22 protein-coding genes, 2 tRNA genes and 1 pseudogene are annotated in these 24,978 nt (G+C 70.8%); 16 read left to right on the forward strand and 9 right to left on the reverse strand.

What is annotated here, in order from left to right:
- Positions 1 to 324: 324 nt before the first annotated feature.
- The 9 genes from ACWGKJ_RS15850 (at position 325) to ACWGKJ_RS15890 (ending at position 10,097) form a co-directional block, all read left to right on the forward strand.
- The gene (locus tag ACWGKJ_RS15850; protein WP_385025043.1) at positions 325 to 1,332 is read left to right on the forward strand and encodes a hypothetical protein; all 1,008 of its coding nucleotides are present in this window, start codon (positions 325 to 327) and stop codon (positions 1,330 to 1,332) included.
- Between the two features lie 234 nt (positions 1,333 to 1,566).
- Positions 1,567 to 2,328, forward strand: a complete 762-nt coding sequence (locus ACWGKJ_RS15855) for a GntR family transcriptional regulator (protein WP_385025040.1) — start codon at positions 1,567 to 1,569, stop codon at positions 2,326 to 2,328.
- A 138-nt stretch (positions 2,329 to 2,466) separates the two neighbouring features.
- The gene (locus ACWGKJ_RS15860) at positions 2,467 to 3,588 is read left to right on the forward strand and encodes a TIGR03364 family FAD-dependent oxidoreductase (RefSeq protein WP_385025037.1); all 1,122 of its coding nucleotides are present in this window, start codon (positions 2,467 to 2,469) and stop codon (positions 3,586 to 3,588) included.
- A gap of 11 nt (positions 3,589 to 3,599) precedes the next feature.
- Positions 3,600 to 4,298 carry a phosphonatase-like hydrolase gene (locus tag ACWGKJ_RS15865; protein WP_453315751.1) on the forward strand — a complete coding sequence of 233 codons (699 nt, stop codon included), beginning with the start codon at positions 3,600 to 3,602 and terminating at the stop codon, positions 4,296 to 4,298.
- The gene (locus ACWGKJ_RS15870) at positions 4,295 to 5,533 is read left to right on the forward strand and encodes an ABC transporter ATP-binding protein (protein ID WP_385025031.1); all 1,239 of its coding nucleotides are present in this window, start codon (positions 4,295 to 4,297) and stop codon (positions 5,531 to 5,533) included. The genes ACWGKJ_RS15865 and ACWGKJ_RS15870 overlap by 4 nt, the downstream gene beginning before the upstream one ends.
- Complete coding sequence (locus ACWGKJ_RS15875) at positions 5,526 to 6,449, forward strand: 2-aminoethylphosphonate ABC transporter permease subunit (RefSeq protein WP_385025028.1); 924 nt, start codon at positions 5,526 to 5,528, stop codon at positions 6,447 to 6,449. The genes ACWGKJ_RS15870 and ACWGKJ_RS15875 overlap by 8 nt, the downstream gene beginning before the upstream one ends.
- A complete protein-coding gene (locus ACWGKJ_RS15880; protein ID WP_385025025.1) occupies positions 6,436 to 7,233 on the forward strand; it encodes an ABC transporter permease subunit in 798 nt (265 codons plus the stop codon). Before ACWGKJ_RS15875 ends, ACWGKJ_RS15880 begins: the two co-directional genes overlap by 14 nt.
- A 118-nt stretch (positions 7,234 to 7,351) precedes the next feature.
- Positions 7,352 to 8,413, forward strand: coding sequence for a 2-aminoethylphosphonate ABC transporter substrate-binding protein (locus tag ACWGKJ_RS15885; protein ID WP_385025022.1), 1,062 nt, complete (start codon positions 7,352 to 7,354; stop codon positions 8,411 to 8,413).
- A 190-nt stretch (positions 8,414 to 8,603) separates the two neighbouring features.
- Entirely contained in the window at positions 8,604 to 10,097 is a 1,494-nt protein-coding gene (locus ACWGKJ_RS15890) for an alkaline phosphatase family protein (protein WP_385025019.1), read from the forward strand.
- 90 nt (positions 10,098 to 10,187) lie between these two features.
- On the opposite strand, the gene ACWGKJ_RS15895 is transcribed toward ACWGKJ_RS15890, so the two are convergent.
- Entirely contained in the window at positions 10,188 to 10,967 is a 780-nt protein-coding gene (locus ACWGKJ_RS15895) for an HAD-IIA family hydrolase (RefSeq protein WP_385025016.1), read from the reverse strand.
- 205 nt (positions 10,968 to 11,172) lie between these two features.
- Between ACWGKJ_RS15895 and ACWGKJ_RS15900 the strand changes: the two genes are divergently transcribed.
- Together ACWGKJ_RS15900 and ACWGKJ_RS15905 are read left to right on the forward strand one after the other, a co-directional pair.
- The gene (locus ACWGKJ_RS15900; RefSeq protein WP_385025013.1) at positions 11,173 to 11,715 is read left to right on the forward strand and encodes a hypothetical protein; all 543 of its coding nucleotides are present in this window, start codon (positions 11,173 to 11,175) and stop codon (positions 11,713 to 11,715) included.
- Position 11,716: 1 nt separating this feature from the next.
- The gene (locus ACWGKJ_RS15905) at positions 11,717 to 12,385 is read left to right on the forward strand and encodes a class F sortase (protein WP_385025009.1); all 669 of its coding nucleotides are present in this window, start codon (positions 11,717 to 11,719) and stop codon (positions 12,383 to 12,385) included.
- Between the two features lie 401 nt (positions 12,386 to 12,786).
- Here ACWGKJ_RS15905 and ACWGKJ_RS15910 read toward each other — a convergent pair.
- Positions 12,787 to 12,860: transfer RNA gene (locus ACWGKJ_RS15910), tRNA-Lys, on the reverse strand.
- A 176-nt stretch (positions 12,861 to 13,036) separates the two neighbouring features.
- Between ACWGKJ_RS15910 and ACWGKJ_RS15915 the strand changes: the two genes are divergently transcribed.
- From ACWGKJ_RS15915 to ACWGKJ_RS15930, 4 genes and pseudogenes are all read left to right on the forward strand, one after another.
- Positions 13,037 to 14,611 carry a peptidoglycan-binding protein gene (locus tag ACWGKJ_RS15915; protein WP_385025006.1) on the forward strand — a complete coding sequence of 525 codons (1,575 nt, stop codon included), beginning with the start codon at positions 13,037 to 13,039 and terminating at the stop codon, positions 14,609 to 14,611.
- Between the two features lie 44 nt (positions 14,612 to 14,655).
- Positions 14,656 to 15,867 (forward strand): annotated as a pseudogene (locus tag ACWGKJ_RS15920) (SPFH domain-containing protein); the annotation flags it as partial.
- 153 nt (positions 15,868 to 16,020) lie between these two features.
- Entirely contained in the window at positions 16,021 to 16,620 is a 600-nt protein-coding gene (locus ACWGKJ_RS15925) for a lytic polysaccharide monooxygenase auxiliary activity family 9 protein (RefSeq protein WP_385025000.1), read from the forward strand.
- A 110-nt stretch (positions 16,621 to 16,730) separates the two neighbouring features.
- On the forward strand, positions 16,731 to 18,389 hold the full coding sequence (locus ACWGKJ_RS15930) for an AMP-binding protein (RefSeq protein ID WP_385024997.1): 1,659 nt from the start codon (positions 16,731 to 16,733) through the stop codon (positions 18,387 to 18,389).
- 154 nt (positions 18,390 to 18,543) lie between these two features.
- On the opposite strand, the gene ACWGKJ_RS15935 is transcribed toward ACWGKJ_RS15930, so the two are convergent.
- The gene (locus ACWGKJ_RS15935) at positions 18,544 to 20,088 is read right to left on the reverse strand and encodes an MFS transporter (protein ID WP_453315752.1); all 1,545 of its coding nucleotides are present in this window, start codon (positions 20,086 to 20,088) and stop codon (positions 18,544 to 18,546) included.
- 418 nt (positions 20,089 to 20,506) lie between these two features.
- Here ACWGKJ_RS15935 and ACWGKJ_RS15940 point away from each other — a divergent pair, with 418 nt between their 5' ends.
- Positions 20,507 to 20,641: a hypothetical protein gene (locus ACWGKJ_RS15940; protein WP_385033438.1), complete on the forward strand. Its 135-nt coding sequence runs from the start codon at positions 20,507 to 20,509 to the stop codon at positions 20,639 to 20,641.
- Between the two features lie 75 nt (positions 20,642 to 20,716).
- Here ACWGKJ_RS15940 and ACWGKJ_RS15945 read toward each other — a convergent pair.
- The 6 genes from ACWGKJ_RS15945 to ehuB all read right to left on the reverse strand — a co-directional run bounded on the left by ACWGKJ_RS15945 (position 20,717) and on the right by ehuB (position 24,779).
- Positions 20,717 to 20,790: transfer RNA gene (locus ACWGKJ_RS15945), tRNA-Lys, on the reverse strand.
- Positions 20,791 to 20,863: 73 nt separating this feature from the next.
- Positions 20,864 to 21,622, reverse strand: coding sequence for an IclR family transcriptional regulator (locus ACWGKJ_RS15950; RefSeq protein ID WP_385033435.1), 759 nt, complete (start codon positions 21,620 to 21,622; stop codon positions 20,864 to 20,866).
- A 164-nt stretch (positions 21,623 to 21,786) separates the two neighbouring features.
- On the reverse strand, positions 21,787 to 22,518 hold the full coding sequence (gene ehuA, locus ACWGKJ_RS15955; RefSeq protein ID WP_385033443.1) for an ectoine/hydroxyectoine ABC transporter ATP-binding protein EhuA: 732 nt from the start codon (positions 22,516 to 22,518) through the stop codon (positions 21,787 to 21,789).
- A 115-nt stretch (positions 22,519 to 22,633) separates the two neighbouring features.
- Positions 22,634 to 23,287 carry an ectoine/hydroxyectoine ABC transporter permease subunit EhuD gene (ehuD, locus tag ACWGKJ_RS15960; protein WP_385033432.1) on the reverse strand — a complete coding sequence of 218 codons (654 nt, stop codon included), beginning with the start codon at positions 23,285 to 23,287 and terminating at the stop codon, positions 22,634 to 22,636.
- A complete protein-coding gene (gene ehuC / locus ACWGKJ_RS15965; RefSeq protein WP_385033429.1) occupies positions 23,284 to 23,955 on the reverse strand; it encodes an ectoine/hydroxyectoine ABC transporter permease subunit EhuC in 672 nt (223 codons plus the stop codon). The genes ehuD and ehuC overlap by 4 nt, the downstream gene beginning before the upstream one ends.
- Positions 23,952 to 24,779, reverse strand: coding sequence for an ectoine/hydroxyectoine ABC transporter substrate-binding protein EhuB (ehuB, locus tag ACWGKJ_RS15970; protein ID WP_385033426.1), 828 nt, complete (start codon positions 24,777 to 24,779; stop codon positions 23,952 to 23,954). The genes ehuC and ehuB overlap by 4 nt, the downstream gene beginning before the upstream one ends.
- Positions 24,780 to 24,978: the final 199 nt, after the last annotated feature.

The raw sequence follows: 24,978 nt of genomic DNA on the forward strand, positions 1-24,978 counted from the left end.
GGTTCGGCCTTCCCTGCCGGAGAGTACGAAGGGGCCACCATCCGAGAAGCGATTCCCGCAGAACGTGCCCGTGACGGACGATCACCTGCCAACGATCTCGCTCCCGGCCAGCACGAGCTTCTCATCCCCGAGCCACACCAGCCCCCGTGACCTGCAAATTTCAGGATGGCGGATCTTCAATGAATTCGTACCTGATGACAATGGGCTGATCGGGCGGGAAGGCGGGTGGCATTCGGCGGTACGCGGTCGTGGCGGGCCCGGCCGTGCGGGGCGGTGCGGTTCCGTGTGCGGAGCCCTGACCCACATGAGCAGCAAAGGCCCCCCATGCGACTGCGCACTGCCCTCGCCACCGGGGCGGCCCCGGCCGCCGCCACCTCCGCTCTGGCCGCCCTGCTGCTGCTCGCGGCCGTACCGCCGGCCATCGCCCGGGGCGCCACCGCGCAGAGCTTCGCCGCCCGGTCCGGCCGGCCCGGGGCCGCGTCGGCGCCTCCCGGCTGCGCCGACCGGGGCGGCTCGGCCTTCCCCGTCGAGGCCCGGATCGAGGGCGGCCCCGACTCGTATCGGCCCGGGGACGACTTCGCCACCTGGTCGCTCGAACTGACCAACACATCCGATGGCGCCTGCCGGGACATCCACCCGGTCGTCGTCCTCGTCGACCGGCACCGGCAGCTCCAGGACCGCCAGATCCGGCTGGAGTTCGAGGACCCCGCCGCGCACCGCTGGCGGCCGGTGCCCTTCACGACCACCGACGAGGACGAGCACATCGGCCCGTTCGGCGACGGCCCGGCCGGGCCCGCCGCGAACGACGGCGCCGCCAGGTCCGACGAGGCCGATGAGGGGGATACGGCAGCCGAGGCCGACGGGACCGGGGGGTTCGACGTCCCGGCGGGGCGGACCGTCTCGGTGCCGGTCCGGCTCGCCTTCGCCGGGGACACCGTCGCGGACGACATCACCGCCGACGCCGCCGTCGTCAGGCGGCACGGCGACGACGGCGACTGGGTCGGGGACTCCGGTGCCTACCGCTTCGCCGTCTCCGCCACCCCGCCGTCCGACGCCACCCCGCCGTCCGATGCCGCCGGGACGGACGTCCCCGGCGGGCAGGCTCCCGGGGAGCGCGTCCCCGGCCGGGACCACGACGGCGCCACCGGAGGGCGTACCGGGGGCGGCCCCGCGGTCGGACCCCGTACCGGTGCGCACGAGTTCGCCGGTGAGCTCGCCAGGACCGGTTCGCACCGGCTGCGCACCGTGTCGGCCATCGCCTGTACCTGTGTGCTGCTGGGCGCTGCCCTGGTCATCGGATCACGGCGCCCGAGGATCCAGCGCCGCCGGTAGCACCCCGGAGCACCACCGCGAGCCACGGACCGCCGTGAGTCCGGGAGCGCGGATCGGGTCATCGCCGTGAGTCCGGGAGCGAGGGCCGGGTCACCGCCGTGAGTCCGGGAGCACGGGCCGGGTCACCGCCGTGAGTCCGGGCACGGGCCGGGTCATCGCCGTGAGTCCGGGAGCGCGGGCCGGGTCCGCCACCGCGAGCCCGGTACCGTCACGCGGATCTGCGACCATCACCCCGTGGACTACCCGCACAGCCAGGCACCTGGCGCACCGATCCGCTCCGGTATCCCGGAGCACGGCCGCATCCCCAAGTACTACGCGGTCAAGGCCCATGTCTCGCTGCTGATGGCGGAGTTGGGCGAGGGCGAACCACTGCCCACCGAACGCGATCTGGCCGTACGGTACGAGGTGTCACGCGAGACCGTACGGCAGGCGCTGCGCGAACTGGTCCTGGAGGGGCGGCTACGGCGGCAGGGGCGGGGCACCGTCGTCGCGGGCCCCAAGCTCGAACAGCCGCTGTCGCTGGTGAGTTACACCGAGGGGGTGCGACGCCAGGGCCGCACCCCCGGACGGCATCTCATCTCGCTCGACCGCTTCCCCTGCCCGGACGCGCTCGCCGCCGAGACCGGGCTCGACCGGGGCGAGCCGGTCTGGCATCTGGAGCGGGTGCTGCTCGCGGACGACGAGCGGGTCGGCCTGGAGAGCACCTATGTCGCGGTGGCCCGAGTCCCTACCCTGGAGAGCGAGTTCGAGCCCGACTCCTCCTTCTACGGCTTCCTCCGCGAACGGCTGGGCATCCGTTTCGGTGACGCCGACGAGCGGATCGAGACGGTCCTGGCCACCCCGCGCGAGGCGCTGCTCATCGGGACGCCGCCCGCGCTGCCGATGCTGCTGATCCACCGGGTCTCCCGTGACGCGCGGGGGCTGCCCCTGGAACGCGTACGGACTCTCTTCCGGGGCGACCGGTTCAGCTTCACCACCCACCTCGCGCCGGACTGACCCCGGCGCCGGGGCGGTTGGAACCACCCGTTGATGTCACGAGAACATAACGGGTCTAGTCCAGTCTTGTGAGGCTGTTCACCGTGCCGTTGCCTCCGGGTCGGCGCCGGGCCACCCGCCCCCAGCAGCGTTGCCGTCGTGAGAGTCATCGTCGTAGGAGCCGGCGTGCTGGGCACCATGCACGCCTGGCACGCAGTGGAACGCGGCCACGAGGTCGTACAGATCGAGCGCGAGACCGAGGCCCGGGGTGCCTCGCTCCGTAATTTCGGGCAGGTGTGGGTCAGCGGCCGGGCCGGCGGGGAGGAGCTGGCGACCGCGCTGCGCGCCCGGGAGCTCTGGGCGGAGATCGGGGAGCGGGTGCCCGGCATCGGGTTCCGCGCCACCGGTTCGCTCACCCCTGTACGGAACGCCCTGGAGTGGGCCGTCGCCGAGGCCGCGCTGGAGCGGGACGACGCGGCCGCGCGCGGGTACCGGCTGCTGTCGCCGCAGGAGGTACGCGAGGTCAACCCGGCCCTGCGGGGTGAGTTCGAGGCCGCGCTCTGGTGCGGTCAGGACGCGGCCGTGGAGCCGCGCACCGCCCAACTGGAGCTGAAGCAGGCGCTGCTGGCCTCGGGGAGGTACCGCTACGTCGGCGGGCGGGAGGTCCGTGAGGTCGTCGGCGCGGGCTCGGTGCGCGACGATCACGGCGATGTGCACACCGGCGACGCCGTCGTCCTCTGCACCGGTGCCTGGCTCGGCGGTCTGGTGCGCGAACTCGCCCCAGGGCTGCCGGTCCGCCGGGTCCGCCTCCAGATGATGCAGACCGAGCCGCTCGGCGAACGCCTCACCACATCGGTGGCCGACGCCGACTCCTTCCGCTACTACCCGGCGTACGCGTCCGACGCCCTCGACGCGCTCAATGCGCGGCAGCCGCAGGACCCGGTGGCCGCCGGACACCGGATGCAGCTGCTGATGGTGCAGCGTGCGGACGGCGGGCTGACCATCGGGGACACCCACGAGTACGAGCACCCCTTCGCCTTCGATGTGCGCGAGGAGCCGTACGAGCACGTCGCCCGGGTCGCCGCGTCCTTCCTCGGGCGCCCGCTGCCGAAGATCCGCCACCGCTGGGCCGGGGTGTACGCGCAGTGCACCGACACCACCCGCGTCGTCCACCGCGAGCAGGTGCGCGACGGGGTGTGGCTGGTCACCGGGCCCGGCGGGCGCGGCATGACCTGTTCCCCGGCGATAGCCGAAACGACCGCGAACGACCTTGGCTGGTGAGTGAGTTGACCTTGCGGAATCCGATCAATCTGGTGGTGCTCGACATGGCGGGCACCACCGTCGCCGACGGCGGTCTCGTCGAGCGGGCGTTCGCCGCCGCCGCGCGGCGGATGGGCGTCGAGCCCGAGACGATGCTCGGCCATGTGCGCGCCACCATGGGCGAGTCCAAGATCTCCGTCTTCCGGCATCTGTTCGGGGACGAGGAGAAGGCCCGGCAGGCCAACACCGCCTTCGAGGAGGCGTACGGCGAACTGGTCGGCGCCGGGCACATCGCGCCGGTACCGGGTGCCCGCGAAGCCGTCGAGCGGATGCGGGACGAGGGCCGGACCGTGGTGCTGAGCACCGGTTTCGCCCGGCCCACGCAGGACGCGATCCTTGACGCGCTCGGCTGGCGTGACCTGGTCGGGCTGACGCTGTGCCCGGCTGACGCGGGCGGTCGCGGGCGCCCCTGGCCGGACATGGTGCTCGCCGCGTTCCTGCGGACCCGGGCCGTGGACGGCATGGACCAGGTCGCGGTCGTGGGCGACACCGCGTACGACATGCTCAGCGGCGTACGGTCCGGGGCCCGGGCCGTGGCCGGTGTCCTGACCGGCGCCCATGACCGGGAACGGCTGGAGCGGCACGGTGCCACCCATGTCATCGGCTCGGTCGCCGAACTGCCCGGACTGCTGGGCCGGTTGGACCGCGCGGTGCCCCCGGTGCGGATATGACCACCGGTACGGACACGGCCGGCGGTACGGATACGACCGGCGGCATCCGCTTCGACGGGGTCTCGGTCGCGTACGGTGCGCAGGGCAGGAACGCCGGGACCACCGTCCTCGACTCGCTCGACCTCACCGTCGAACCCGGCGAGGTGATGGCCCTGCTCGGCCCCTCGGGTTCGGGCAAGACCACCGCGCTGCGCGCCGTCGCCGGATTCGTCCGGCCCTTCGCCGGACGGGTCCTCATCGGTGGCCGCGATATGACCCACCTGCCCCCGCACCGCCGGGGTGTCGGCATGGTCGTCCAGCAGTACGCGCTCTTCCCGCACATGCGGGTCGAGGAGAACGTCGCCTTCGGACTGCGGGCGCAGAAGGTGCCCAGGGCCGAGATCCCGGAGCGGGTCGCCGGGGCGCTCGGGATGACGGGCATGGACTCCTACGCCAAGCGCTACCCGCGTGAACTCTCCGGCGGCCAGCAGCAGCGCGTCGCCATCGCACGGGCCCTGGCCATCCGGCCCGGGGTGCTCCTGCTCGACGAACCGCTCTCCGCGCTCGACGCCCGGCTGAGGTCCGGGATGCTGGCCGAACTCGCCAGGCTGCACCGTGAGTTGCCCGAGGTGTCGATCCTCTACGTCACCCACGACCAGGTCGAGGCGCTCACCCTGGCCGACCGCATCGCCGTGATGGACCGGGCCCGCCTCCAGGACTGCGGCACCCCGCAGCAGCTCTACCGGCGCCCGCGCACCGAGTTCACCGCCTCCTTCGTCGGCAACGCCAACCTCCTGCCGGTGACGGTACGGAGCACCGCGCCGGGGGCGGACGGCGGAGCGGGGGCCGCCGGAGCGGTGGTCGGCAGCGCGGTGGTCGCCTTCGCCGGTACGGAGCTGACGGTGACCGGCGCGGACGGCGCCGTCGCGGGAGCCACCGCCACCCTCTGCGTACGCCCGCATCTGGTCGGGCTCGGCGAGGGCCCGAACGGTCTGCGCGGCAGGATCTCCGAGGTCCAGTGGCGCGGCTCCACGCACCGGCTGCTGGTCGATGTGGACGGCCACCCGGTCAAGGCCGATGTCCGCGAACTGCGCGAGACACCGGCGCTGGGGGACACGGTGACGCTGCACTTCGCCCCCGATGACGCGGTGCTGCTCACGGCGGGCGTGACCGGGCACGAGACGGCGGGCGTGACCCTGCACGACACGATGACCGGGACACCGGTCGACGCGGCGGCGGGAGCGTCCGATGGCTAGCGCCACCCGGGCCGCTCAGACCGCGGCCACCGCGCCGGCCCCGCAGACCGGCGGAGTCCCGCCGGCCCGCCGGACCCCGCCCCGCTCACTGCCCCACTCCCTGCCCCGTCTGCTCTGGGCGCTGCCGCCCGTCGCGGTACTGGCGCTGGTCTTCCTCTACCCGCTGGCCCTCGTCGTCCAGCAGTCCTTCACGCCCGACACGGGCGGTACCTCCATCGCCCCGTACACCCAGGTCTTCGCATCGAACGCCTTCCGCGAGGCGCTGACAACGACCGTCTGGCTGGCCGCCGGTGCCACCGCCGGCTGTCTCGTCCTCGGCTTCGTGCTCGCCGTGGTGATCGCCTTCGTACCCTTCCCCGGCGGACGGGCGGTGGCCCGGTTCATCGATGTCTTCCTCTCCTTCCCGTCCTTCCTGATCACCCTCGCGCTGCTCTTCGTCTACGGCTCGGCGGGCATCGCCAACGGCGCGTGGACGGATGTGACCGGTGCGCACCAGGGGCCGTTCCAGTTTCTCGGGACGCCGTGGGGCGTACTCCTCGCGGAGATCACCTACTTCACCCCGTTCGTGATGCGGCCGCTGCTCGCGGCCTTCTCGCAGCTCGACACCGCGCAGATCGAGGTGGCCTCGTCCCTGGGGGCGGGCCCGGCCCGGATCGTACGGCGGATCGTGCTGCCCGAGGCGCTGCCCGCGCTCGCCGCCGGCGGCAGCCTGGTGCTCGTGATGTGCCTCAACGAGTTCGGCATCGTGCTCTTCACCGGGGCCAAGGGCGTGACGACCCTGCCGATGCTCGTGTACGGCAAGGCGATCCTCGAATCCGACTACCCGGCCGCGTGCGTGGTCGCCGTCGTCAATGTGGCGATCTCCGTCGGGCTCTACTCCCTCTACCGGTTGGTGGCCCGCCGTGCTGGTGCATAGCCGTACAGGCAAGTGGACCGTCTGGGTCCTCTTCTTCGCCCTCTTCCTGCCCCTGTTCGCCCTGCCGCTCCTGGTGATCCTGCTGGCGTCGTTCGCCACCAACTGGTCGGGCGTCCTTCCCTCGGGGCCGACCCTGGGCCACTACGCGACCGCCACCGGCGGGGACTCGCTGCGGGCCCTGACCACCAGCCTGGTCACCGCCGGATGTGCGAGCGTGCTCGCGCTGACGGCCGGGACCTGGGCAGCGCTCGCCGGGGCCGCGCTGAAGAAGCGCGGACGACGCTTCATGGATGCGCTGTTCATGCTGCCGGTCGCGGTGCCTTCGGTGGTGGTGGGCCTCGCCGTGCTGGTGGCGTTCAGCAAGCCGCCGGTCCTGCTCAACGGCACCTCCACGATCGTCGTCCTGGCACACACCATCCTGGTCACGGCCTTCGCCCACCAGTCGGTCTCGGCCGCGATCCGCCGGCTCGACCCGGTGTACGAGCAGGCCGCGGCCTCGCTGGGAGCCCGCCCCTGGTACGTGCTGTGGCGGGTCAGGCTGCCGCTGCTGCTCCCGTCACTGACCGCGGCGGCCGGGCTCTGCTTCGCCCTGTCGATGGGGGAGCTGAGCGCCACGATGATGCTCTACCCGCCCGACTGGACCCCGCTCCCCGTCCAGATCTTCGCGGCCACCGACCGGGGCTCGCTCTTCACGGGCGCCGCTGTCGCCGTGGTCCTCATGGCCGCGACGCTGCTGGTCCTCTCCGCGGTCTCCCGTATCCGCACCCGCGCGTCCTACCGCTGAACCACCGACGCCGACCACCACCGCTGAACCACCACGGCTCAGTCACCACCGCTGAACCACCACCGTCACCAGCCGGTCCCCACCGGCTTCAGCCCCACTCCAGGAGACACGACACGTCATGCGCCACCCCATCAAGCCGCTCGCCGCCGTCGCCGGGGCCCTGGTCCTCGCCGGTTCCCTCTCCGCCTGCGGCGGTTCGTCCGCCGCCTCCGACGCCAAGGTCGTCACCGTCTACAGCGCCGACGGCCTCAAGGGCGAGAACCACGACGGCTGGTACGACCGGGTCTTCAAGGACTTCCAGAAGCAGACCGGCATCAAGGTCGAGTACGTGGAGGGCGGTTCGGGCGAGGTCGTCCAGCGCGCGGTCCGCGAGAAGTCCAACACCCAGGCCGATGTCCTCGTCACCCTCCCGCCGTTCATCCAGCAGGCCGACGCCAAGGGCCTGCTCCAGAAGTACGCGCCCAAGGGCTCGGGCCAGGTCGCCCCGGCCGACAAGGGCGCCGACGGGACCTGGACCTCGGTCGTCAACAACTACTTCGGCTTCGTCTACAACAAGAAGGAGCTGACGAAGGCCCCCACGACCTGGGACGAACTGCTGGGCGCCCGGTACCGGAACAAGCTCCAGTACTCGACGCCCGGCGTCGCGGGTGACGGCACCGCCGTGATCATCAAGGCGATCCACGACTTCGGTTCGAAGGAGGCGGCCATGGCGTACCTGGGGAAGCTCCAGGCGAACAACGTCGGCCCGTCCGCCTCGACCGGCAAGCTCGCCCCCAAGGTCGACAAGGGCGAACTCCTGGCCGCCAACGGCGATGTGCAGATGAGCTACGCGCAGACGAAGACCATGCCGAACCTGGGCATCTGGTTCCCCGCGAAGTCGGGCGGCGGCAGGCCGACCACCTTCGCACTGCCGTACGCAGCCGGTCTGGTCAGCAAGGCGCCGCACTCGGCGAACGGTAGGAAGCTGCTGGACTTCATGCTCGCCGAGCAGGCCCAGAAGCAGGTCAGCGAGATCGGCGGCGGCTTCTCGTCCCGCCAGGACGTCAAGGCCACCGACGCCAACGCGACCGCGCTCAGTGCGCTGATGAAGGGTGTCGACGTCTTCGCACCCGACTGGGACGACATCTCCAGGAACCTCAGCTCATACGTCGAGGACTGGAAGTCCGCCACGCACAGCTGAGCACCCGGGCCGAGCACCCGGGCCGCACGCGGTGAGAACGTCACCGCACGCCTCTGGCAGTCCGCGGACTATTGCGAAAGGATAACGGGTCTAGTCCGGCTCGTTCGAAACCGTCAACGCCTCTGCCCCGGCAGGGGCGTTGAGCCGTGCGCCATCCGCACGGCCATCCCACCCCGTACCGGAGGATCACGTGTCTTCGCAGCTGTCCCGCCGCTCCCTCCTCATCGGCGCCGCCTCTCTCGCCGTCGCGGCGGGCCCCCTCGCCCAGAGCGCCCACGCCGTCAGCAGAAAGCCCAAGGTCCTGGTCATCGGCCTGGACGGCACCCTGCTCAGCAAGATCGAAGTGGCGGACGCACCGCATCTCAAGGCGCTCCGGGCGGCGGGCCTGACCGCCGCCAGCCCGCTGTACGCCGCACCCTTCGCCCCCACGCTCTCCGGACCCGGCTGGTCGACGATCATCACCGGTGTCTGGCCCGACAAGCACAAGGTGATGGACAACACCTTCGCCGGACAGAACTTCGCCCAGTACCCGGACTTCCTGACCCGCGTCGAGAACGCCAGGCCCGCGCTGGGCACCTACGCCATCGCGTCCTGGAACCCGATCACCACCACCGTCTTCTCGCCGAAGGTGGACACCCGCGTCAACACCCCGAGCGCCGAGTACGACACCGGGACCACCTCACGGCTCGTCAGTCAGCTCGCCACCGGCAGCGCCGACGCGCACTTCGTGCAGCTCGACGGGGTGGACGAGGCGGGCCACGAACACGGCGCCGCCAGCCAGGAGTACCTCGACGCCATCCACGCCGTGGACACCTCGGTCGGACAGTTCGTCGCCGCCATCGAGTCCCGGTCCGCGTACGCGTCGGAGAACTGGCTCATCATGGTCACCGCGGACCACGGCCACACCGACCCGGGCGGCCACGGCGGTTCCAGCTGGCAGGAGCGCCAGACCTTCCTGATCGCGCGGGGCGCCGGGATCGGCGCGGGTTCGACGCGGTACGACATCCGGATGCCGGACGTCGCCGCCTCCGCGCTCGCCCACCTCGGAATCGCCATCGACCCCGCCTGGGGCCTCGACGGCAGGCCGCTCCAGCAGCCGGGCGACGACGCGTTCGACGCGCTGCGCCCCCGGCTGACCGGGCCGGTCGACGAGAGCGGCATCGGGGCCGGCGTCATCGGCTTCACCCACACCCCGCCGCCCGGCTGGTCGGTCGACAACTTCGCGATGGGCACCGGCGGGGTCACCGAGTGGCGCGGCTGGTCCTTCACCACCGACGAGTTCTGGACGAAGGCCGAGCCCGACCAGCAGCGCGAGTCCAATGTCAGGGCGCGCGGTGTCTTCGCGGTCGCCGACGGGGACGAGTGGTCGGACAAGTCGTTCAAGGGGAGCTTCGACTCGACCCTGGTCAGCCCGGCCTACCGGGTGCGGGGCGGCCGCCCGGCGACCCTCACGTACACGACGTACTACCGCCAGGAGGCCCCGCAGCGCGGCGAGGTGCTGGTCAGCTATGACGGCGGGGCCCCGGTGAGCGTACGGACGTACACCGCGGACACCTCGTCCCGCACCGAGAACATCACCCTCCAGGTCCCCGCCGGGGCCACCAGCGCCCAGGTGCGGTTCCGCTACACCGGGGGCAACAACTGGTTCTGGACGGTCGACGGGGTCGGTATCAGCGCGGGGTGACACGGGCGGGGGCGCCCGGAGGCACCGGGCGCCCCCGCCGGCCGGTCATGGCATCGGGCGTCCCCGCCGGCCGGTCACGGGGACCGCGGGTCAGATGAGGTCCACCAGGTCGGCGATGGAGTCCACGACCGTGGTCGGCCGGTACGGATAGCGGTCGACGTCGGCCTTGGCCGTCAGCCCGGTGAGCACCAGGAAGGTCTCCATACCGGCCTCAAGACCCGCCAGGACGTCGGTGTCCATCCGGTCGCCGATCATGGCGGACGACTCGGAGTGGGCGCCGATCGCGTTGAGCCCGGTGCGCATCATCAGCGGATTGGGCTTGCCGACGAAGTACGGGTCCTTGCCGGTCGCCTTGGTGATCAGGGCGGCGACGGAACCCGTGGCGGGCAGCGCACCCTCCGGGGACGGGCCGGTGTTGTCGGGGTTGGTGGCGATGAAGCGCGCCCCGTTGTTGATCAGCCGGATCGCCCTGGTCAGCGCCTCGAACGAGTAGGTCCGCGTCTCGCCGAGGATCACGAAGTCGGGGTCCGCGTCGGTCAGGACGTATCCGGCGTCGTGCAGCGCCGTGGTCAGCCCGGCCTCGCCGATGACGTACGCGGTGCCGCCCGGGTGCTGGTTGTCCAGGAACTTGGCGGTCGCGAGGGCGGAGGTCCAGATGTTCTCCACCGGCACGTCCAGGCCGATCCGCTGCAACCGGGCGCGCAGGTCACGCGGGGTGTAGATCGAGTTGTTGGTGAGCACAAGGAAGGGCTTGCCGGTGTCCCGCAGCTTCTTGATGAAGGCATCGGCTCCCGGCACGGGGACGCCTTCGTGCATCAGTACGCCATCCATGTCCGTGAGCCACGATTCGATGGGCTTGCGCTCTGTCATGCGGGCTGGCTCCTGGCGGCTCGGCGTGATGGTCACCGGAGGTCCGAACGGTACGGGGGCTCCGTGGCGGCCATCCTATTCACGCCGGTCCGGTGGCCGGAACGGGCCGCCGTCCGACAGCAGCTCCACGATCGGACGTATGTGCGCCTTGCCCGGGATGCGGGATGAACCCGGAGGCACCAACCTTCGTAACAGGAGGTTCACCATGCGTCTGATATCCGTCACTCTCTGTGCCGCTACTGCGGCCGTGGCTGCCCTGACCCCCGCAGCCGCGATCGCGGCCCCGGCCGAAGGGGCATCGGGGACGGTCACGGTCAGCCCGTCCGTCATCGCTCCCGGCGAGGAGGTGGACCTGAGAGTGAGCTGCAAGAGCGGCAAGCCGTACGGCAGGTCCGACGCCTTCGACTCGCAGGCCGAGTTCTCGCCCGCCGCCGACCGCGGCTCCATGTACGCCGCCGCGCGGATCCGCGCCGACGCCCAGTCCAGGGACTACTCGGTCCAGGTCAAGTGCGGGCACACGACCGTGACCGGCACGATCACGGTCGTACGGGAGGGCGGCGGCCACCACCGCCCGATGCCGCTGATCACCCCGACCGCTCCCGTCCACGCGGGGGGCGGGGCCACCGCCACGGTCGCGGCGCAGGAGGCGGCTCCGGGCTCCGGGCACACCGTCGTCGGCCTGGTGCTCGCCGGGATCGCCGCGGTGGCGGTCGCCGGGCGCAGCGTCCGGCGCCGGCGCAACAGCTGACATGTCGTCCGAGGGCTCGTCTTCGGGCGGCGGACGGCTGCTGACCGGGGTCGCCTGGGCCGTACTGCTGCTCGGGCTCTGGCTCTGGGGGCGCCAGATCACCGAGGGCCCCGAGGGCAGCTCGGGGCCGAAGACCGGGGATGTGGCCGCGGTGGGCCGCCCGCTCGGCGTCTCGCTCCCACCGGCCCATGACCCGCTCGCCGGGGTGCGGCCGCAGCGGGTGCAGATCCCCTCGGTGGGGATCAACGCCCCGATCGTGCCGCGCGGGCTGGACTCCCACGGTGCGGTCGACCCGCCGCCGTTCGAGACCCCGGACGAGGTCGGCTGGTTCGGTGGCGGCACCCGTCCCGGTGCGGTCGGGGCCGCCCTGCTCGTCGGCCATGTCGACACGAACACCAGGAAAGCGGTCTTCTACGGTCTGAGCGCGGTCCGCCCCGGTCAGAAAGTGCGGGTGACGGGCTCGGACGGCTCGGTCAGCGAGTTCACCATCGATGACGTCCAGGTCTTCCAGCGCAGCCACTTCAACGCGAAGAAGGTCTACGGGGAGCGCGTCCACGGCCGTGCCGAGCTGCGGCTGATCACCTGCGGCGGCTCGTTCGACCGTACGACGCGGGCGTACAGCGCGAATGTGGTGGTCTCGGCCTACCTCACGGGTGTGCCCAAGGGGTGAGCGGCGGGCGGTGCGGGCGCGTATCCGCACGGCCTGTACGGGTGTCCGTCCGGGCGCCGTGACCTGTTTGATCTACTCGGTCGCACTGTTTTGGCCGAATCTGTCTGAACCGCTCAGAATTCACCGTGGGATTTACCGGAGGGGCGCCCGGCGGGCGCCCCTCCGGTCTGCTGTGTGCGGCGGGCCGGCCCCTGCGGTGTTCGCGGGCGGGGCGTGCGGCGGGTGCGCGCGTGCGCCCCGGTGGGTCGTCAACTCGCTTGCGCACGGAGCGGATTGGGGCGGGCCCGCCGCGCCGGGACTGGGTGCCGCGCGGGCGGGGGAGGCTGAGAGGGAGGGCGGGACCGGAAGGGGAGACAACGGCCGAAGCCCCCCACCGCGAGGTGAAGGGCTTCGGTATCGCGTGCGCCGCCAGGGACTCGAACCCCGGACCCGCTGATTAAGAGTCAGCTGCTCTAACCAACTGAGCTAGCGGCGCCTGCTGACCTGGAGAACTTTACCGGACCGGCGTGGGTGCTCGGTACCTCCCGGCGGATCATATGTTCGTTTTCTACCCATTCAATCCGTCAAAATGCGATTCGTCCGCATAGTTGAGAAGCTGACGATCATGCAGATGTGCCTGTGCAGAATCTCGACTAGGCGGAGGGGACAGGTATGACGGTTCCGGTCTTCGAGGAGTACGAACCCGAGAGCGACTGCGGCTGTGCGGGATGCGTCGCCTGGCGCCGCTCGGCCCTCCACACCCTCTCGCGGAGAGAGGGCGGCCACCCGGCGGCCCACGGCGCACGGCGCGCGCTCGTGCTGGCGACCGCCGCAGGGGTGGTGCTCGGCGGGGGGACCGCCGCCGCTGCCGCTCCCGGCCCCGGCGGCCAGGGCCCGGAGCCGGCCGTGGCGCCCACCGCCCCCGCGAAACTGCCGGCCACCACCCGGTCGGCGATCATCAACCGGGCCAGGACCTGGGTGGCGGCCAAGGTCCCGTACCGCATGGACAGGAAGTGGAAGGACGGCTACCGGGAGGACTGTTCCGGCTTCGTCTCGATGGCCTGGGGGCTGAGCGGCAGTGAATGGACGGGGAACCTGGCCCAGTACGGGGTGCGGATAGACAAGAGCGAACTCCAGCCCGGCGACATCCTGCTGTTCCACAACCCGGCGAACCCCAACAAGGGCTCCCACGTCACTGTCTTCGGCGGCTGGACCAATTCCGCCCACACGTATTACCTGGCGTACGAGCAGACGAAGCCGCACACCCGCGTGCAGTCGACCCCGTACGCCTACTGGTCGCACTCCAGCCGCTATGTGCCCTACCGCTACAAGGGGCTGCGGACCGGCACCGCCGGTTCGAAGCCGGGCAGCGCCTTTCCCGGGGCGAAGTCCTTCGGCAAGGGCGCGAAGAACGAACACGTCACCCGGCTCGGCCGGATGCTCGTCGCCCGTGGCGGGCGCCGTTTCTACCAGCAGGGCCCCGGGCCGCGCTGGGGTACGGCCGACCGCCGGGCCACCCGGGCCTTCCAGCGGGCCCAGGGGTGGACCGGCTCCGCGGCGGACGGGCTGCCGGGCCCGGCCACCTGGAGCCTGCTGGTGAAGGGCGGCGGGAAGGACATCCCGGCCGCCGCGAAGAGCGGCGCCGTCGGTGCGGCGGCTCCGGGGCGCACGGGCCGGCCGGCCGGTACGGGCAGGCCCGCCGTTTCGAGCAGTCCCGCCGGTACCGGCAGCCCGGCCGGTACGGGCAGGCCCGCCGGACCCGACCGTACGGGCGCCGGCCATTCCAACCCTCACACCACGCCCGCCACCACCGCCCCCACCGCGCTCCCCACCACCCCCATCACCCCTGCCAGGCCGACGAGTTCGGCCGGTTCGGCCACCCCAGCCAAGGCCGCCCCAGCCAAGGCCACCCCGGCCAAGGCCGCCCCGGCCAAGGCCGCCCCAGCCAAGGCCGCCCCCGCCAAGGCCGCCCCAGCCAAGGCCGCCCCCGCCACCAGTGCACCGAAGGCCGCGGCCTTTCCCGGTACCGGGCACTTCAGGCCGGGGCGGTCCGGCGCCGACGTGGAGCGGCTCGGCAAGCAGCTGGTGAAGAAGGGCTTCAGCAAGTACTACAAGGCCGGTCCCGGACCCCGTTGGTCCGAGGCGGACCGGCGCAACGTCCAGGCGTTCCAGCGCGCCCAGGGATGGACCGGCGCGCGGGCCGACGGATATCCGGGCCCCGAGACATGGAGGCGACTCTTCGCATGACCGAGACGACAGCACCAGGTGAACACACCGAGTTCGGCGGGCGGGCGGTACCGGCCGGGCCCGCCGGGCAGGAAGAGGAGTCCACCGGACACACCGGCCAGACCGGGCCGGCGTGGAGCGAAGGACCGGCCGGGGGCCGGCCGGCGATGCGCAGGACCTCCGTCATCATGAACGAGTCCACCACCGAGATCCCCGTTCACCTGCTCTTCCGGGACGACGCTCCCGGTGCCGCGGCGACCGGCGCCCGGACGGTCGGCCGGCCCGCCGGTCACTCCGGGATTCCCGCGGGGCCGAAGCGCGGACCGGCCAGGACGGACACCCGTACCCAGCCCGCCGTCAGGCCCGCACCGCCCGCCGACCCCCGGCTCTCCGAGCGCACCGGAGCCGCGCTGCCCGGCGCCGTCGCCCTGCTCGGCGGCGCCGCCGCGCTCTCCGGATGCGCGGCGGTGCTGTGGAAGGCCGGGGCGCTTCCGGCACCGCTGGCCTCGCTGCTGCGGCTGGACACGATGCCGTACGGCGGGGTCGGGCCCGGGGCTGCCGGGGCGCTCGCCGTGCTCGGCGCCCTGGCGCTGTTCGCCTTCGGCGGGATCGGGCGCGGGCGGGTCGGCCAGGTGTGGGTCCTCTCGCTCTTCGGCGACTACCGGGGGAGCGTCAGGCGGACCGGGCTGGTGTGGACGAACCCGCTGGTGCTGCGCCGCCGGGTCGACGTACGGCTGCGGCACTGGCGGAGCGAGCCGCTGCCCGCGGTCGACGCCGACGGCACGGCGCTGCGCGTCGTCGTCCTGGTGGTGTGGCGGATCAAGGACACGGCCAGGGCCACGTACGCGGTGGGGGACCACGAGGCGTATCTGTCCGAGCAGACCGAGGCCGCGATGGCGCGGGTGCTCTCGCAGCTGCCGGCCGACGCCTTCCACGAGGACGGGCCGACCCTGCGCGACAGCGAGGCCGTGGGCGACGCGCTGACCCGGATGCTGAAGGCGGAGACCTACCCGGTGGGCATCGAGGTGTTCTCGGCGCAGCCGACCAGGATCGAGTACGCCCCGGAGGTGGCGGATGCGATGCGGCGCAGCCGGGTCGCCGCGATCGACGCCCGGCACCGGGAGACCGTGCTGACCTCGGTGGTGGACGCGGTGGACGACACGGTGACCCGGCTGACCGCACGCGGTCTTGTCGAGCTGGACGTCTACGAGCGCAACGCACTCGTCCGGGATCTGACGGTCGCCTTCTACTCGGGGCGTGGCGGCGCCGCTTCCTGAAGCCCGGCAGACAGCCGCCCGCGCCCGCCTCCCCGGAATTGGTGGAGACCTGTCTTTGATATGGACACGGCGAACTGACGTCCATACTCTGAGCCTTGGTCTAGACCGCAGCTCGGCACACACCGAACTCCCCCAAGTTCCGAGGAGTGCAGCATGCGCAAGAGAATAGGTGCGGCCGTGGTCGGCCTCGCCGTGGCGGGCGTATCCCTGCTCGCCACCGGCAGCGCCAGCAGCCACGGGTACACCGACCAGCCCATCAGCCGTCAGAAGCTCTGTGCCAACGGCACCGTCACCAACTGCGGTGCCATCCAGTACGAACCGCAGAGCGTCGAGGCCCCCAAGGGGTTCCCCGGCGCCGGGCCCGCCGACGGCAAGATCTGCTCCGGCGCGCACGACGACTTCGCCCAGCTCGACGGGGCGAAGGCGCCGAACGGCAACGCATGGCCGACCACCAAGCTCACGGGCGGTCAGGCGTACACCTTCCGCTGGCAGTTCACCGCCAGGCACGCCACGACCGACTTCGAGTACTTCATCACCAAGAACGGCTGGGACGACTCCAAGCCGCTCACCCGGGCCGACCTCGACCCGCAGCCTTTCATGACGGTCCCGTACGGCGGCAAGCAGCCGCCCGGAACCGTCTCGCAGCAGGGCACCATCCCCACTCAGAAGTCCGGCCACCACGTGATCCTGGCCGTATGGAACATCGCCGACACGGGCAACGCGTTCTATGCCTGCTCGGACGTCAGCCTCTGAACGAGCGCCGCTGAACGATCGCCTCCGAGGGGGCTCCTCCGGCGGTCCGTCTCTGACGGGTCATCCCTGACCGTTCATTTCTGACGGGTAGTCAATTACCCTCCTCCGCCATGAGGAGCGCAGAGACCTTCGCGGAGCTCGTACAGCGCCAATGGGGCGATCAGCGACCGGGGCTGAAATCCGGTGACCTGGTCCTGAGCCACCATCAGGTCGCTTCGGGTGCCGCCGTGCGGGCCGCGCTCCTCGTGGATCTGCTCCCGGCCGGAGCCGAGCCCCATATCGGGGTGCTGCTCCACAACACCCCGGAATTCCCGCTCTGGCTGAGCGCGGCGGCCCTCGCGGGGGCCGCCGTCGCCGGCATCAACCCCACCCGGCGCGGCGCGGAACTGGCCCGCGACATCACCCACACCGACTGCCGGGTGCTGATCACCTCGCAGGAGCTGCTGCCGCTGCTCGACGGTCTTGAACTGCCGGGCGTACGCATGCTGGTGACCGGCACCCGCGCCTACCGCGAGCTGCTCACCCCCTACGCGGACGCCGTACCCGGCGAAGCCGTCGCGGCCCCGGTCTCCCCGTCGACACGGATGCTCCTCTACTTCACATCGGGCTCGACGGGCGCGCCCAAGGCCGCGATCTGCACCCAGGGTCGGCTGGCGGCCGCCGGACGCTCCCTGGCCGGCCACTTCGGGACCGGCGGGGACGACGTCCACTACATATGCATGCCGCTGTTCCACGGCAACGCGGTGATCGCCAACTGGGCCCCGGCCGTGGCGGCAGGCGCCGCCGTCGCACTGCGCCCCCGCTTCTCGGCCTCCCGCTTCCTGGACGACGTACGGGCCCATGGCGCCACGTACTTCACCTATGTCGGCCGCGCCGTGCAGTACCTCCTCGCCACCCCCGAGCGCCCCGACGACCGCGTCCACCCGCTGCGGACCGGTTTCGGCACCGAGGCGGGGGCGGTGGACGCGGCGCGCTTTGCCGAACGGTTCGGTGTGCGGCTGGTCGAGGGGTACGGATCGTCCGAGGGTGGCGCGGCCGTCCAGCGCACCCCCGGCACGCCCCCGGGCGCGATCGGCCGGGCGGCACCGGGCGACGACCTGGCGGTGGTGGACCCGGACACCCGCGAGGAACGCCCACGCGCCGTCTTCGACGGGAGCGGCCGTCTCACCAACGGGACCGAAGCGATAGGGGAGTTGGTCAACCGGGGGCCCAACCCCTTCGAGGGGTACTGGCGCAACGAGACCGCCGAAGCGGACCGCAGGCGCGGGGGCTGGTACTGGACCGGCGACCTCTTCTACCGCGATGCCGGGGGCTTCCTCTACTTCGCGGGCCGTACGGACGACCGGCTGCGTGTCGACAGCGAGAATCTGGCCGCCGCCATGATCGAGAACATCCTCGCCCGCTGGACCGGGGCGGCGGCGGTCGCGGTGTACGCGGTACCCGACCCGGTCGCCGGTGACCAGGTGATGGCGGCGCTCGCCCTGCGCGAGGGCGCCGCCTTCGACCCGGTGGCGTTCACGGACTTCCTGCGCGAACAGACCGACCTGGGAACGAAGATGACGCCCTCCTACGTGCGGATCGTCCCCGCGATGCCGGTCACGGCGACCAACAAGGTGCACCGCGTCGGGCTGCGCCGGGAGGGCTTCCGCTGCGCCGATCCGGTGTGGCGCGCGGCGGACGGGACGTACGCACGGCTGACCGCCGGGGACGTGGAGCGGCTGGTGGCGGAGTACGGGGCGCGGGGACGCGCCGACCTGCTGAGCCGGTGACGCCGCGGGCCGGGGAGAGAGGGCGGGCAGCGGCTCCCGCCCCGGCCCGCCCCGGCCCGTGAAGGGAGCGCGGGCGGGCAGCGGCTCCCACCCCGCCCCGGCCCGACCTTGCCCGTGAGCGCGTGAAGCCGGTGAAGCCGGTGAACGAGGATCCCTACGCCGCCAGTTCGGCCGGCGCGGTCGCCTCGTGCCCCACCGCGTTCTTCCGCCCCCGCAGCAGCGCCACCGTCAGCACCGCCCCGGCCAGCAGCAGCACCGCACCACCCGCCGCCGCGAAGTGCATCCCGTGCACGAACGCCGCCCGCGCCAGCTCCACCAGACCCGGTGTCCCCACGGCCCGCGCCCCGCCCAGCGTCTCCCGTGCCTGGTCGGGGGCGGACGCCGGCATGTCGGCGCGGTAGACCGCCGTACCGATCGAGCCGAGGACCGCCATCCCCATCGCCCCACCGAACTCCTGCCCCGTTTCGAGGAGCGAAGCGGCCGAACCCGCCTTCTCCACGGGGGCAGAGGCGAGCGCCATGTCGGCGACCAGCGCCATGACGGTCACGATGCCGCAGCTGCTCACCGCGGCCCCCGCGAGCAGCAGCCAGAGTGAGTCCGTACCGGTGAGGTTCAGTACGACGAACCCGCCCGCCGCGATGACGAACCCGGCGGCGACCACCGACGACCGCTCCACCCGCTGGGCGACCGCGGTGGCCACCGGGGCGGCGATCCCCACCGAGACCGAGGGGGCCATGGACCAGAGCGCGGCCTCCATCGTGCTCATCCCGAGCACCGACTGGAGGTACTGCGTGGTGAAGTACGAGGAACCCATCATGGCGAACGCGGCCAGCGCGTTGAGGGCGATCCCGGAGCCGAACCCCCGGTCCCGGAAGAGTGCGCGGCTGATCATCGTGGAGCGGCCCGAGCGCTGCCTGCGGACGAAGACCGCGCCCACGGCCGCCCCCGCGAGGACACAGAGCAGCATCGGCAGGCTGAATCCGTGCGCCGCCATCTCCTTCACGCCGTAGATCACCGGAAGCACGGACCCCATCGAGAGCGGCACGCCCAGCAGATCGAACCTGCCGGGCCGCGGGTCCCTGAACTCCGGTACCAGGAAGGGGACAAGGACCAGCAGCAGCACCATCGCGGGGACATTGACCAGGAAGACCGAGCCCCACCAGAAGTGCTCCAGCATGAGGCCGCTCATCACCGAACCGAGCGCGATCCCGCCGGCCATGGCGCCCGACCAGATACCGACCGCCTTGGAGCGCTGTGCGGTATCGGTGAACATATTGCGGATCAGCGCCATGGTGGAGGGCATCAGCGTCGCCCCGCCGACACCGAGCACGGCCCGTGCGGCGATGAGCATCCCGGCGCTCTGCGCGTAGGCGGCCCCGACGGACGCCGCCCCGAAGGCGGCGGCCCCGAACAGCAGCAGTTTCCGGCGGCCGATGCGGTCGCCCAGTGAGCCCATCGTGATGAGCAGTCCGGCCAGGGCGAATGCGTAGATGTCGAAGATCCAGAGCTGCTGGGTGCTGCTCGGGTGGAGCTCCCGGGTGATGGACGGAATGGCGAAGAAGAGGACGGACACGTCCATCGAGACCAGCAGGAGCGGCAGCAGCAGGACGACGAAGGCGGTCCACTCCTTGCGCCCGGCGCGTGCCGGGCCCGGTCCGGTCGGTTTCCTCGCACTCGTGCGGTGCGTCGACTGAGTCATGACGGGGACTGTACGAGCGTATTAAACGTCTGTCTAGTACGGATGTATAGGACAGCTGTATGAGCCCTGCGGGGAGGCGTGCACCGGCTGGGGGAGGGCCCGTGGCATCCGCACCGCAAACGGGATTCCTCTCAATGGCGGAACCCGTTACACCGGCCCGCTCGGTCGGCGGGGTGTCCGATCCCACGTCCCTGTTCTGTGAACGGATCGGCGAGAGAAGAGAACCGGGGAAGAGAACCGGGGGCGAAAGCCGGGATGGAAGCCGGGAACAAAAACCGGGGGGAAAGCACCGGGACGGGAAAGCCGTCTCGCTCGTAGCCGTCAAATCCGAACAGTGGCCATCACCATCGGAGGTCACACGCATGAACGACCAGAAGAACGCGAACGAATTTATGTGGTGGTCCCGAACTCGCTGAGCATGGCGAACCAGACCATGATCGTGATCCCGAAGATGACGGCCACCGGATTCGCCGGTTCCTTCTACGTCCTCAACAGCGACATGTCCCTGCACGACGGCACGAGTACCTGCGACTACCTGCTGGTGTACAGCTGACCCTGCTCGACGGGAGCCGCACAGGCGCCTCACACGAAGAAGCCCCCCGCTTCCGCGAGGGGCTTCTTCCGTCGGTGCGCCGCCAGGGACTCGAACCCCGGACCCGCTGATTAAGAGTCAGCTGCTCTAACCAACTGAGCTAGCGGCGCCTGCTGACTCCGAAATAGTAGCTGGTCCGCATGGGTGCTCCAAACCAGGTCATGATCACCGCCGGGAGGGGCCTCAGATGGCGAGCGAGAGCACCACGGGCGCGGCCTGCCGGTTCAGCGAATCCGCCGCCGCGCGCAGCCGGTGGGCGTGCTCGATCGGCAGCGAGAGGGCCAGGCATCCGACGGTGGACCCCGCGGTCAGCGGCACCGCGGCGCAGACCGTGCCCACCGCGTACTCCTGGATGTCGAGCACCGGAACCGTGGCCGGCTGGGCGTCGAGCTTGGAGAAGAGGACCCGCTCGTTGGTGATCGTCTTCGAGGTGAGCCGGGCTGTCCGGTGGCGCGAGATGTGGTCGCGGCGGGCGTTCTGGTCGAGCTGGTTCAGCAGGCACTTTCCCGCCGCGCTGGCGTGCGCCGACGAACGGAAGTCCACCCACTCCTGGACCGCGGGCGTCAGCGGCCCGTCGGCGACCTGGGTGATCTCCATCTCGCCGTCGATATACCGGCTGATGTAGACGGCGGCCCCGACCGAGTCCCGCAGCTTGTCCAGGGTGTTCTGCAGCTTGGCCTGCAGCGCCGCCTCACGGGTGGCGCCGGAGCCGAGGAGCACGAGGGAGTCACCGATGATGTAGGCGCCGTCGCTGACCTGCTCGACGTACCCCTCGCGGCGCAGCATCAGCAGCAGGGCGGAGAGGTGGAAGGTGGGCAGGCCCGTCTCCCGTGCGATGTTGGCGTCGGTCACGCCGCCCCCGTACTTGGAGACGGTCTCCAGCACACGCAGTGCGTACTGCACCGAATGGAACGGCGCAGTCGGCTCGGGCTTCAGCGCCACGGTTCCCCCTACAGGTTGTGACCGTTTGCTCGCGTACCACGATAGCCGCCAAGGGCCTGTTGTGGGGGGCCTGTTGACGACCCGGTGGCGCGCCCCGCGCCGTCAAGCTGGGACGCGCCACCGTGGCATATGCCAGAGTCATGATTACGGCTGGGAGCCCGAGGTCAGAGCACCGCGCTCAGGAACTCGCGCGTACGTTCGTGCTCCGGGTCGCTGAAGATTTTCTCCGGCGAACCGGACTCGATCACCTTCCCGGAGTCGAACATCAGCACATCGTCGGAGATGTCCCGGGCGAAGTTCATCTCATGCGTGACACAGAGCATGGTGATGTCGGTCGTACGGGCGATGTCGCGCAGTACGTCGAGCACCCCGGCCACCAGCTCCGGGTCGAGCGCCGACGTGACCTCGTCCAGCAGCAGCACCTGAGGACGCATCGCCAGCGCGCGGGCGATGGCGACGCGCTGCTGCTGGCCGCCGGAGAGCTGGTTCGGCTTGGCGTCCGCCCGGTCACCGAGCCCGACCAGGTCGAGGAGGCCCTTGGCGCGCTCGGCGGCCTCGTCCTTGGACATCCCGAGCACCCGGACCGGGGCCTCGGTGATATTGCGCAGCACAGACATGTTCGGGAAGAGGTTGAACTGCTGGAACACCATGCCGATGTTCTTGCGCACCTCGCGTATCTGCTTCTCGCCCTTCGAGGGGAAGAGCTGGTCACCGTTGACGGTGATCACCCCTTCGTCCGGCTTGAGCAACGTCATCAGAAGTCTGAGAATCGTCGTCTTGCCGGAACCGGAGGGTCCGATCAGGGTGACGTGCTTGCCCGGCCGTACCGAGAAACAGAGATTGTCGAGGACGGTGTTCTCGCCGAACCGCTTGGTGACGTTCTCGAAGCGGATCAGCTCGTTCGTCGTGACCGGCGTCGTGGGGGTCGAGAGGGCCTCGGCCGCCGCGGTGGCCGAGGCGGCCCCCGTGTTCTCGGCGGTCACGGGCTGCTCGGGGCTGTTGGGGTTCGCGTCAGCGGACAAGGCGGCGCTCCAGGGCTCGTACAAGAAGAGATGCCGGATAGGCGATGACGATGAAGGCGACGCCGACGACGGTGAGCGCCTCGTTGTACTGGAAGGTCATCCCGCCCTCCAGGCGGGCCTGGCCCAGCAGGTCAAGGACGCTGATCGCGACGACCAGGGGCGTGTCCTTGAGCATCGCGATGACGTAGTTGCCGAGCGCGGGGAGCACCCGGCGGATCGCCTGCGGCAGGATCACCGCGGTCCAGGTGCGGCTGCGGGGCAGCGACAGCGCGGTGGCCGCCTCCCACTGGCCGGCCGGTACGGCGTCGATGCCGGCCCGGTAGACCTGGGCGGTGTACGTCGAGTAGTGCACGCCGATCGCGACCGTGCCGGTGGTCAGCGCGGAGAACTGGATGCCCCACTCGGGAAGCACGAAGAAGAGGAAGAACAGCTGCACGAGCAGCGGGGTGTTGCGGATGAACTCGGTGATGAAGTTCACCGGCCACCGTACGAAACGTGTCCTGACCCGGTAGCCCAGCGCCCAGACCAGACCGAGCGCGAAGGAGAGCACCGAACCGAGCACCAGGATCCGGAGGGTGGTGAGCAGCCCGTCCCAGAAACGTGGCATGAAGTCCGCGACGGCGGACCAGTCCCAGCTGTTCATCGGGTACCTCCGGTGGCCGTGAGGCCGAGATTGGCCCGGGTCCTGCGCTCAAGTGCCCGCATCCCGCGGGTGAGTACGAACGCGATGACGAAGTAGATGACCAGCACCACCGAGTAGATCTTGGAGCTCTCCTGGGTGGCCAGCCGCACCAGGTAGGCGGCGAACGACACATCCCCGACACCGAGCAGCGAGACCAGCGCCGTGCCCTTGAGCAGCTCGATCAGCAGGTTCGAGAACGGCGGCATCATCTCGGGCACCGCCTGCGGCAGCAGGATCAGCCGCATCCGCTGCCACGGGGTGAAGTTGAGCGCCACCCCCGCCTCGCGCTGCGCGGGCGCGACCGCGTTCAGCGCGCCGCGGACGATCTCGGCGCCGTATGCCCCGTACGAGAGACCGAGGGCGAGCACCGCCGCCCACATCGGCACCAGGGCCCAGCCGAACAGGTTCGGCAGCACGAAGAAGATCCAGAACATCAGCACCAGGGAAGAGGTGCCGCGGAAGATCTCGGTGTAGAACCCCGCGAGGAAGCGCACCACGCGCGAGCGGTGCGACCGTGCCATGCCGATGCCGAAGGCCACGACGACGGCCAGCGCCGCGCTGTAGAGGGTGAGTTGGATGGTGATCCAGATGCCCGGAAGCACCCAGTGCTGCCACAGTCCGGACGTCATGCGCACAGCTCCTTGGCCGTCAGCGTGGTCATCTCGTCCTTGGTGAACCCGAACTGCTTGAGCACCCGGAAGAGTTCGCCGCTCTTCTTCATCTTGTGGATCTCGACGTTGAAGGCGTCACGGAGTGAGGTGTCGGTGCGGCGGAAGGTGAAACCACCGCCGTCGATCTTCTTCTTGCCGTCGATCGTGGTCGCGAAGGCCTTGGTCGACTCCGCCTTGCGGCTCTTCTTCACCACTTCGCGAACGGTCAGCGAGGTACCCGCGAAGACGTCCACGCGGCCGGACTCGACGGCGTTCAGACCCGCCACCTGGTCCTGGAGAATGACGATGTCCTTCTCCTTGTAACCGGCCGCTACGGCGTAGGCGATCTCGGCGTAGGCGGTGCCGGTGGCGAACTTCGCCTTCGCCTTCACGCAATCCTCGTAGTTGTGCAGGTTCTTCGGGTTGCCCTTGCGGACGATGAAGGCATCCAGCATCTGGTACTCGGGATCGGCGAAGATGACCTGCTGGCAGCGGTCCTTGTTGATGTACATACCGGCCGAAACACAGTCGAACTGCTGCGAGTTGAGCCCGGGTATCAGCGAGGCGAAGTCGGTGGCCACCGGCTGGACATGGCCGACACCGAGCCGTTTGAATATGATCTTCGCGAGTTCCACGGCCTCGCCGGTGAAGTCCCCCTGCTCATTGATGTACCCGTACGGCACCTCACCCGCGATGCCGAGCCGGACCGTGCCCTGCGACTTGAGCCGCGCGAGAGTGTCCCCGGTCGGTACCCGGGCGCAGCCGGCCGCTCCGAGCGCCCCCGCGGCGCCCAGACCCGCCATGCCGAGAAGGAGTGAACGGCGGCGTATGGAATCGATGGGCCGTATGAGGCGTCTTGTGGTGCTTCCTGAGTCGTTCCCTGGTGGTGAAGCCATGGGCGCGCGGCTACCCGACTCCAGCCGAGGTATGCCGGTCAATTTCAGCCTCCTGCGCGGAGGGGCGCTCTTGACCCCGCCGGGCCCCGGGGGGAAACCATGGGGG

The organism is Streptomyces sp. NPDC054757, assembly GCF_053612185.1.

Coding starts and splice junctions, on each gene's coding strand:
- ACWGKJ_RS15850 (WP_385025043.1), top strand. CDS start 325: ATGCGACTGCGCACTGCCCTCGCCACCGGGGCGGCCCCGGCCGCCGCC.
- ACWGKJ_RS15870 (WP_385025031.1), top strand. CDS start 4,295: ATGACCACCGGTACGGACACGGCCGGCGGTACGGATACGACCGGCGGC.
- ACWGKJ_RS15875 (WP_385025028.1), top strand. CDS start 5,526: ATGGCTAGCGCCACCCGGGCCGCTCAGACCGCGGCCACCGCGCCGGCC.
- ACWGKJ_RS15885 (WP_385025022.1), top strand. CDS start 7,352: ATGCGCCACCCCATCAAGCCGCTCGCCGCCGTCGCCGGGGCCCTGGTC.
- ACWGKJ_RS15895 (WP_385025016.1), bottom strand. CDS start 10,967: ATGACAGAGCGCAAGCCCATCGAATCGTGGCTCACGGACATGGATGGC.
- ACWGKJ_RS15900 (WP_385025013.1), top strand. CDS start 11,173: ATGCGTCTGATATCCGTCACTCTCTGTGCCGCTACTGCGGCCGTGGCT.
- ACWGKJ_RS15905 (WP_385025009.1), top strand. CDS start 11,717: ATGTCGTCCGAGGGCTCGTCTTCGGGCGGCGGACGGCTGCTGACCGGG.
- ACWGKJ_RS15915 (WP_385025006.1), top strand. CDS start 13,037: ATGACGGTTCCGGTCTTCGAGGAGTACGAACCCGAGAGCGACTGCGGC.
- ACWGKJ_RS15925 (WP_385025000.1), top strand. CDS start 16,021: ATGCGCAAGAGAATAGGTGCGGCCGTGGTCGGCCTCGCCGTGGCGGGC.
- ACWGKJ_RS15930 (WP_385024997.1), top strand. CDS start 16,731: ATGAGGAGCGCAGAGACCTTCGCGGAGCTCGTACAGCGCCAATGGGGC.
- ACWGKJ_RS15935 (WP_453315752.1), bottom strand. CDS start 20,088: ATGACTCAGTCGACGCACCGCACGAGTGCGAGGAAACCGACCGGACCG.
- ACWGKJ_RS15940 (WP_385033438.1), top strand. CDS start 20,507: ATGGCGAACCAGACCATGATCGTGATCCCGAAGATGACGGCCACCGGA.
- ehuD (WP_385033432.1), bottom strand. CDS start 23,287: ATGAACAGCTGGGACTGGTCCGCCGTCGCGGACTTCATGCCACGTTTC.
- ehuC (WP_385033429.1), bottom strand. CDS start 23,955: ATGACGTCCGGACTGTGGCAGCACTGGGTGCTTCCGGGCATCTGGATC.
- ehuB (WP_385033426.1), bottom strand. CDS start 24,779: ATGGCGGGTCTGGGCGCCGCGGGGGCGCTCGGAGCGGCCGGCTGCGCC.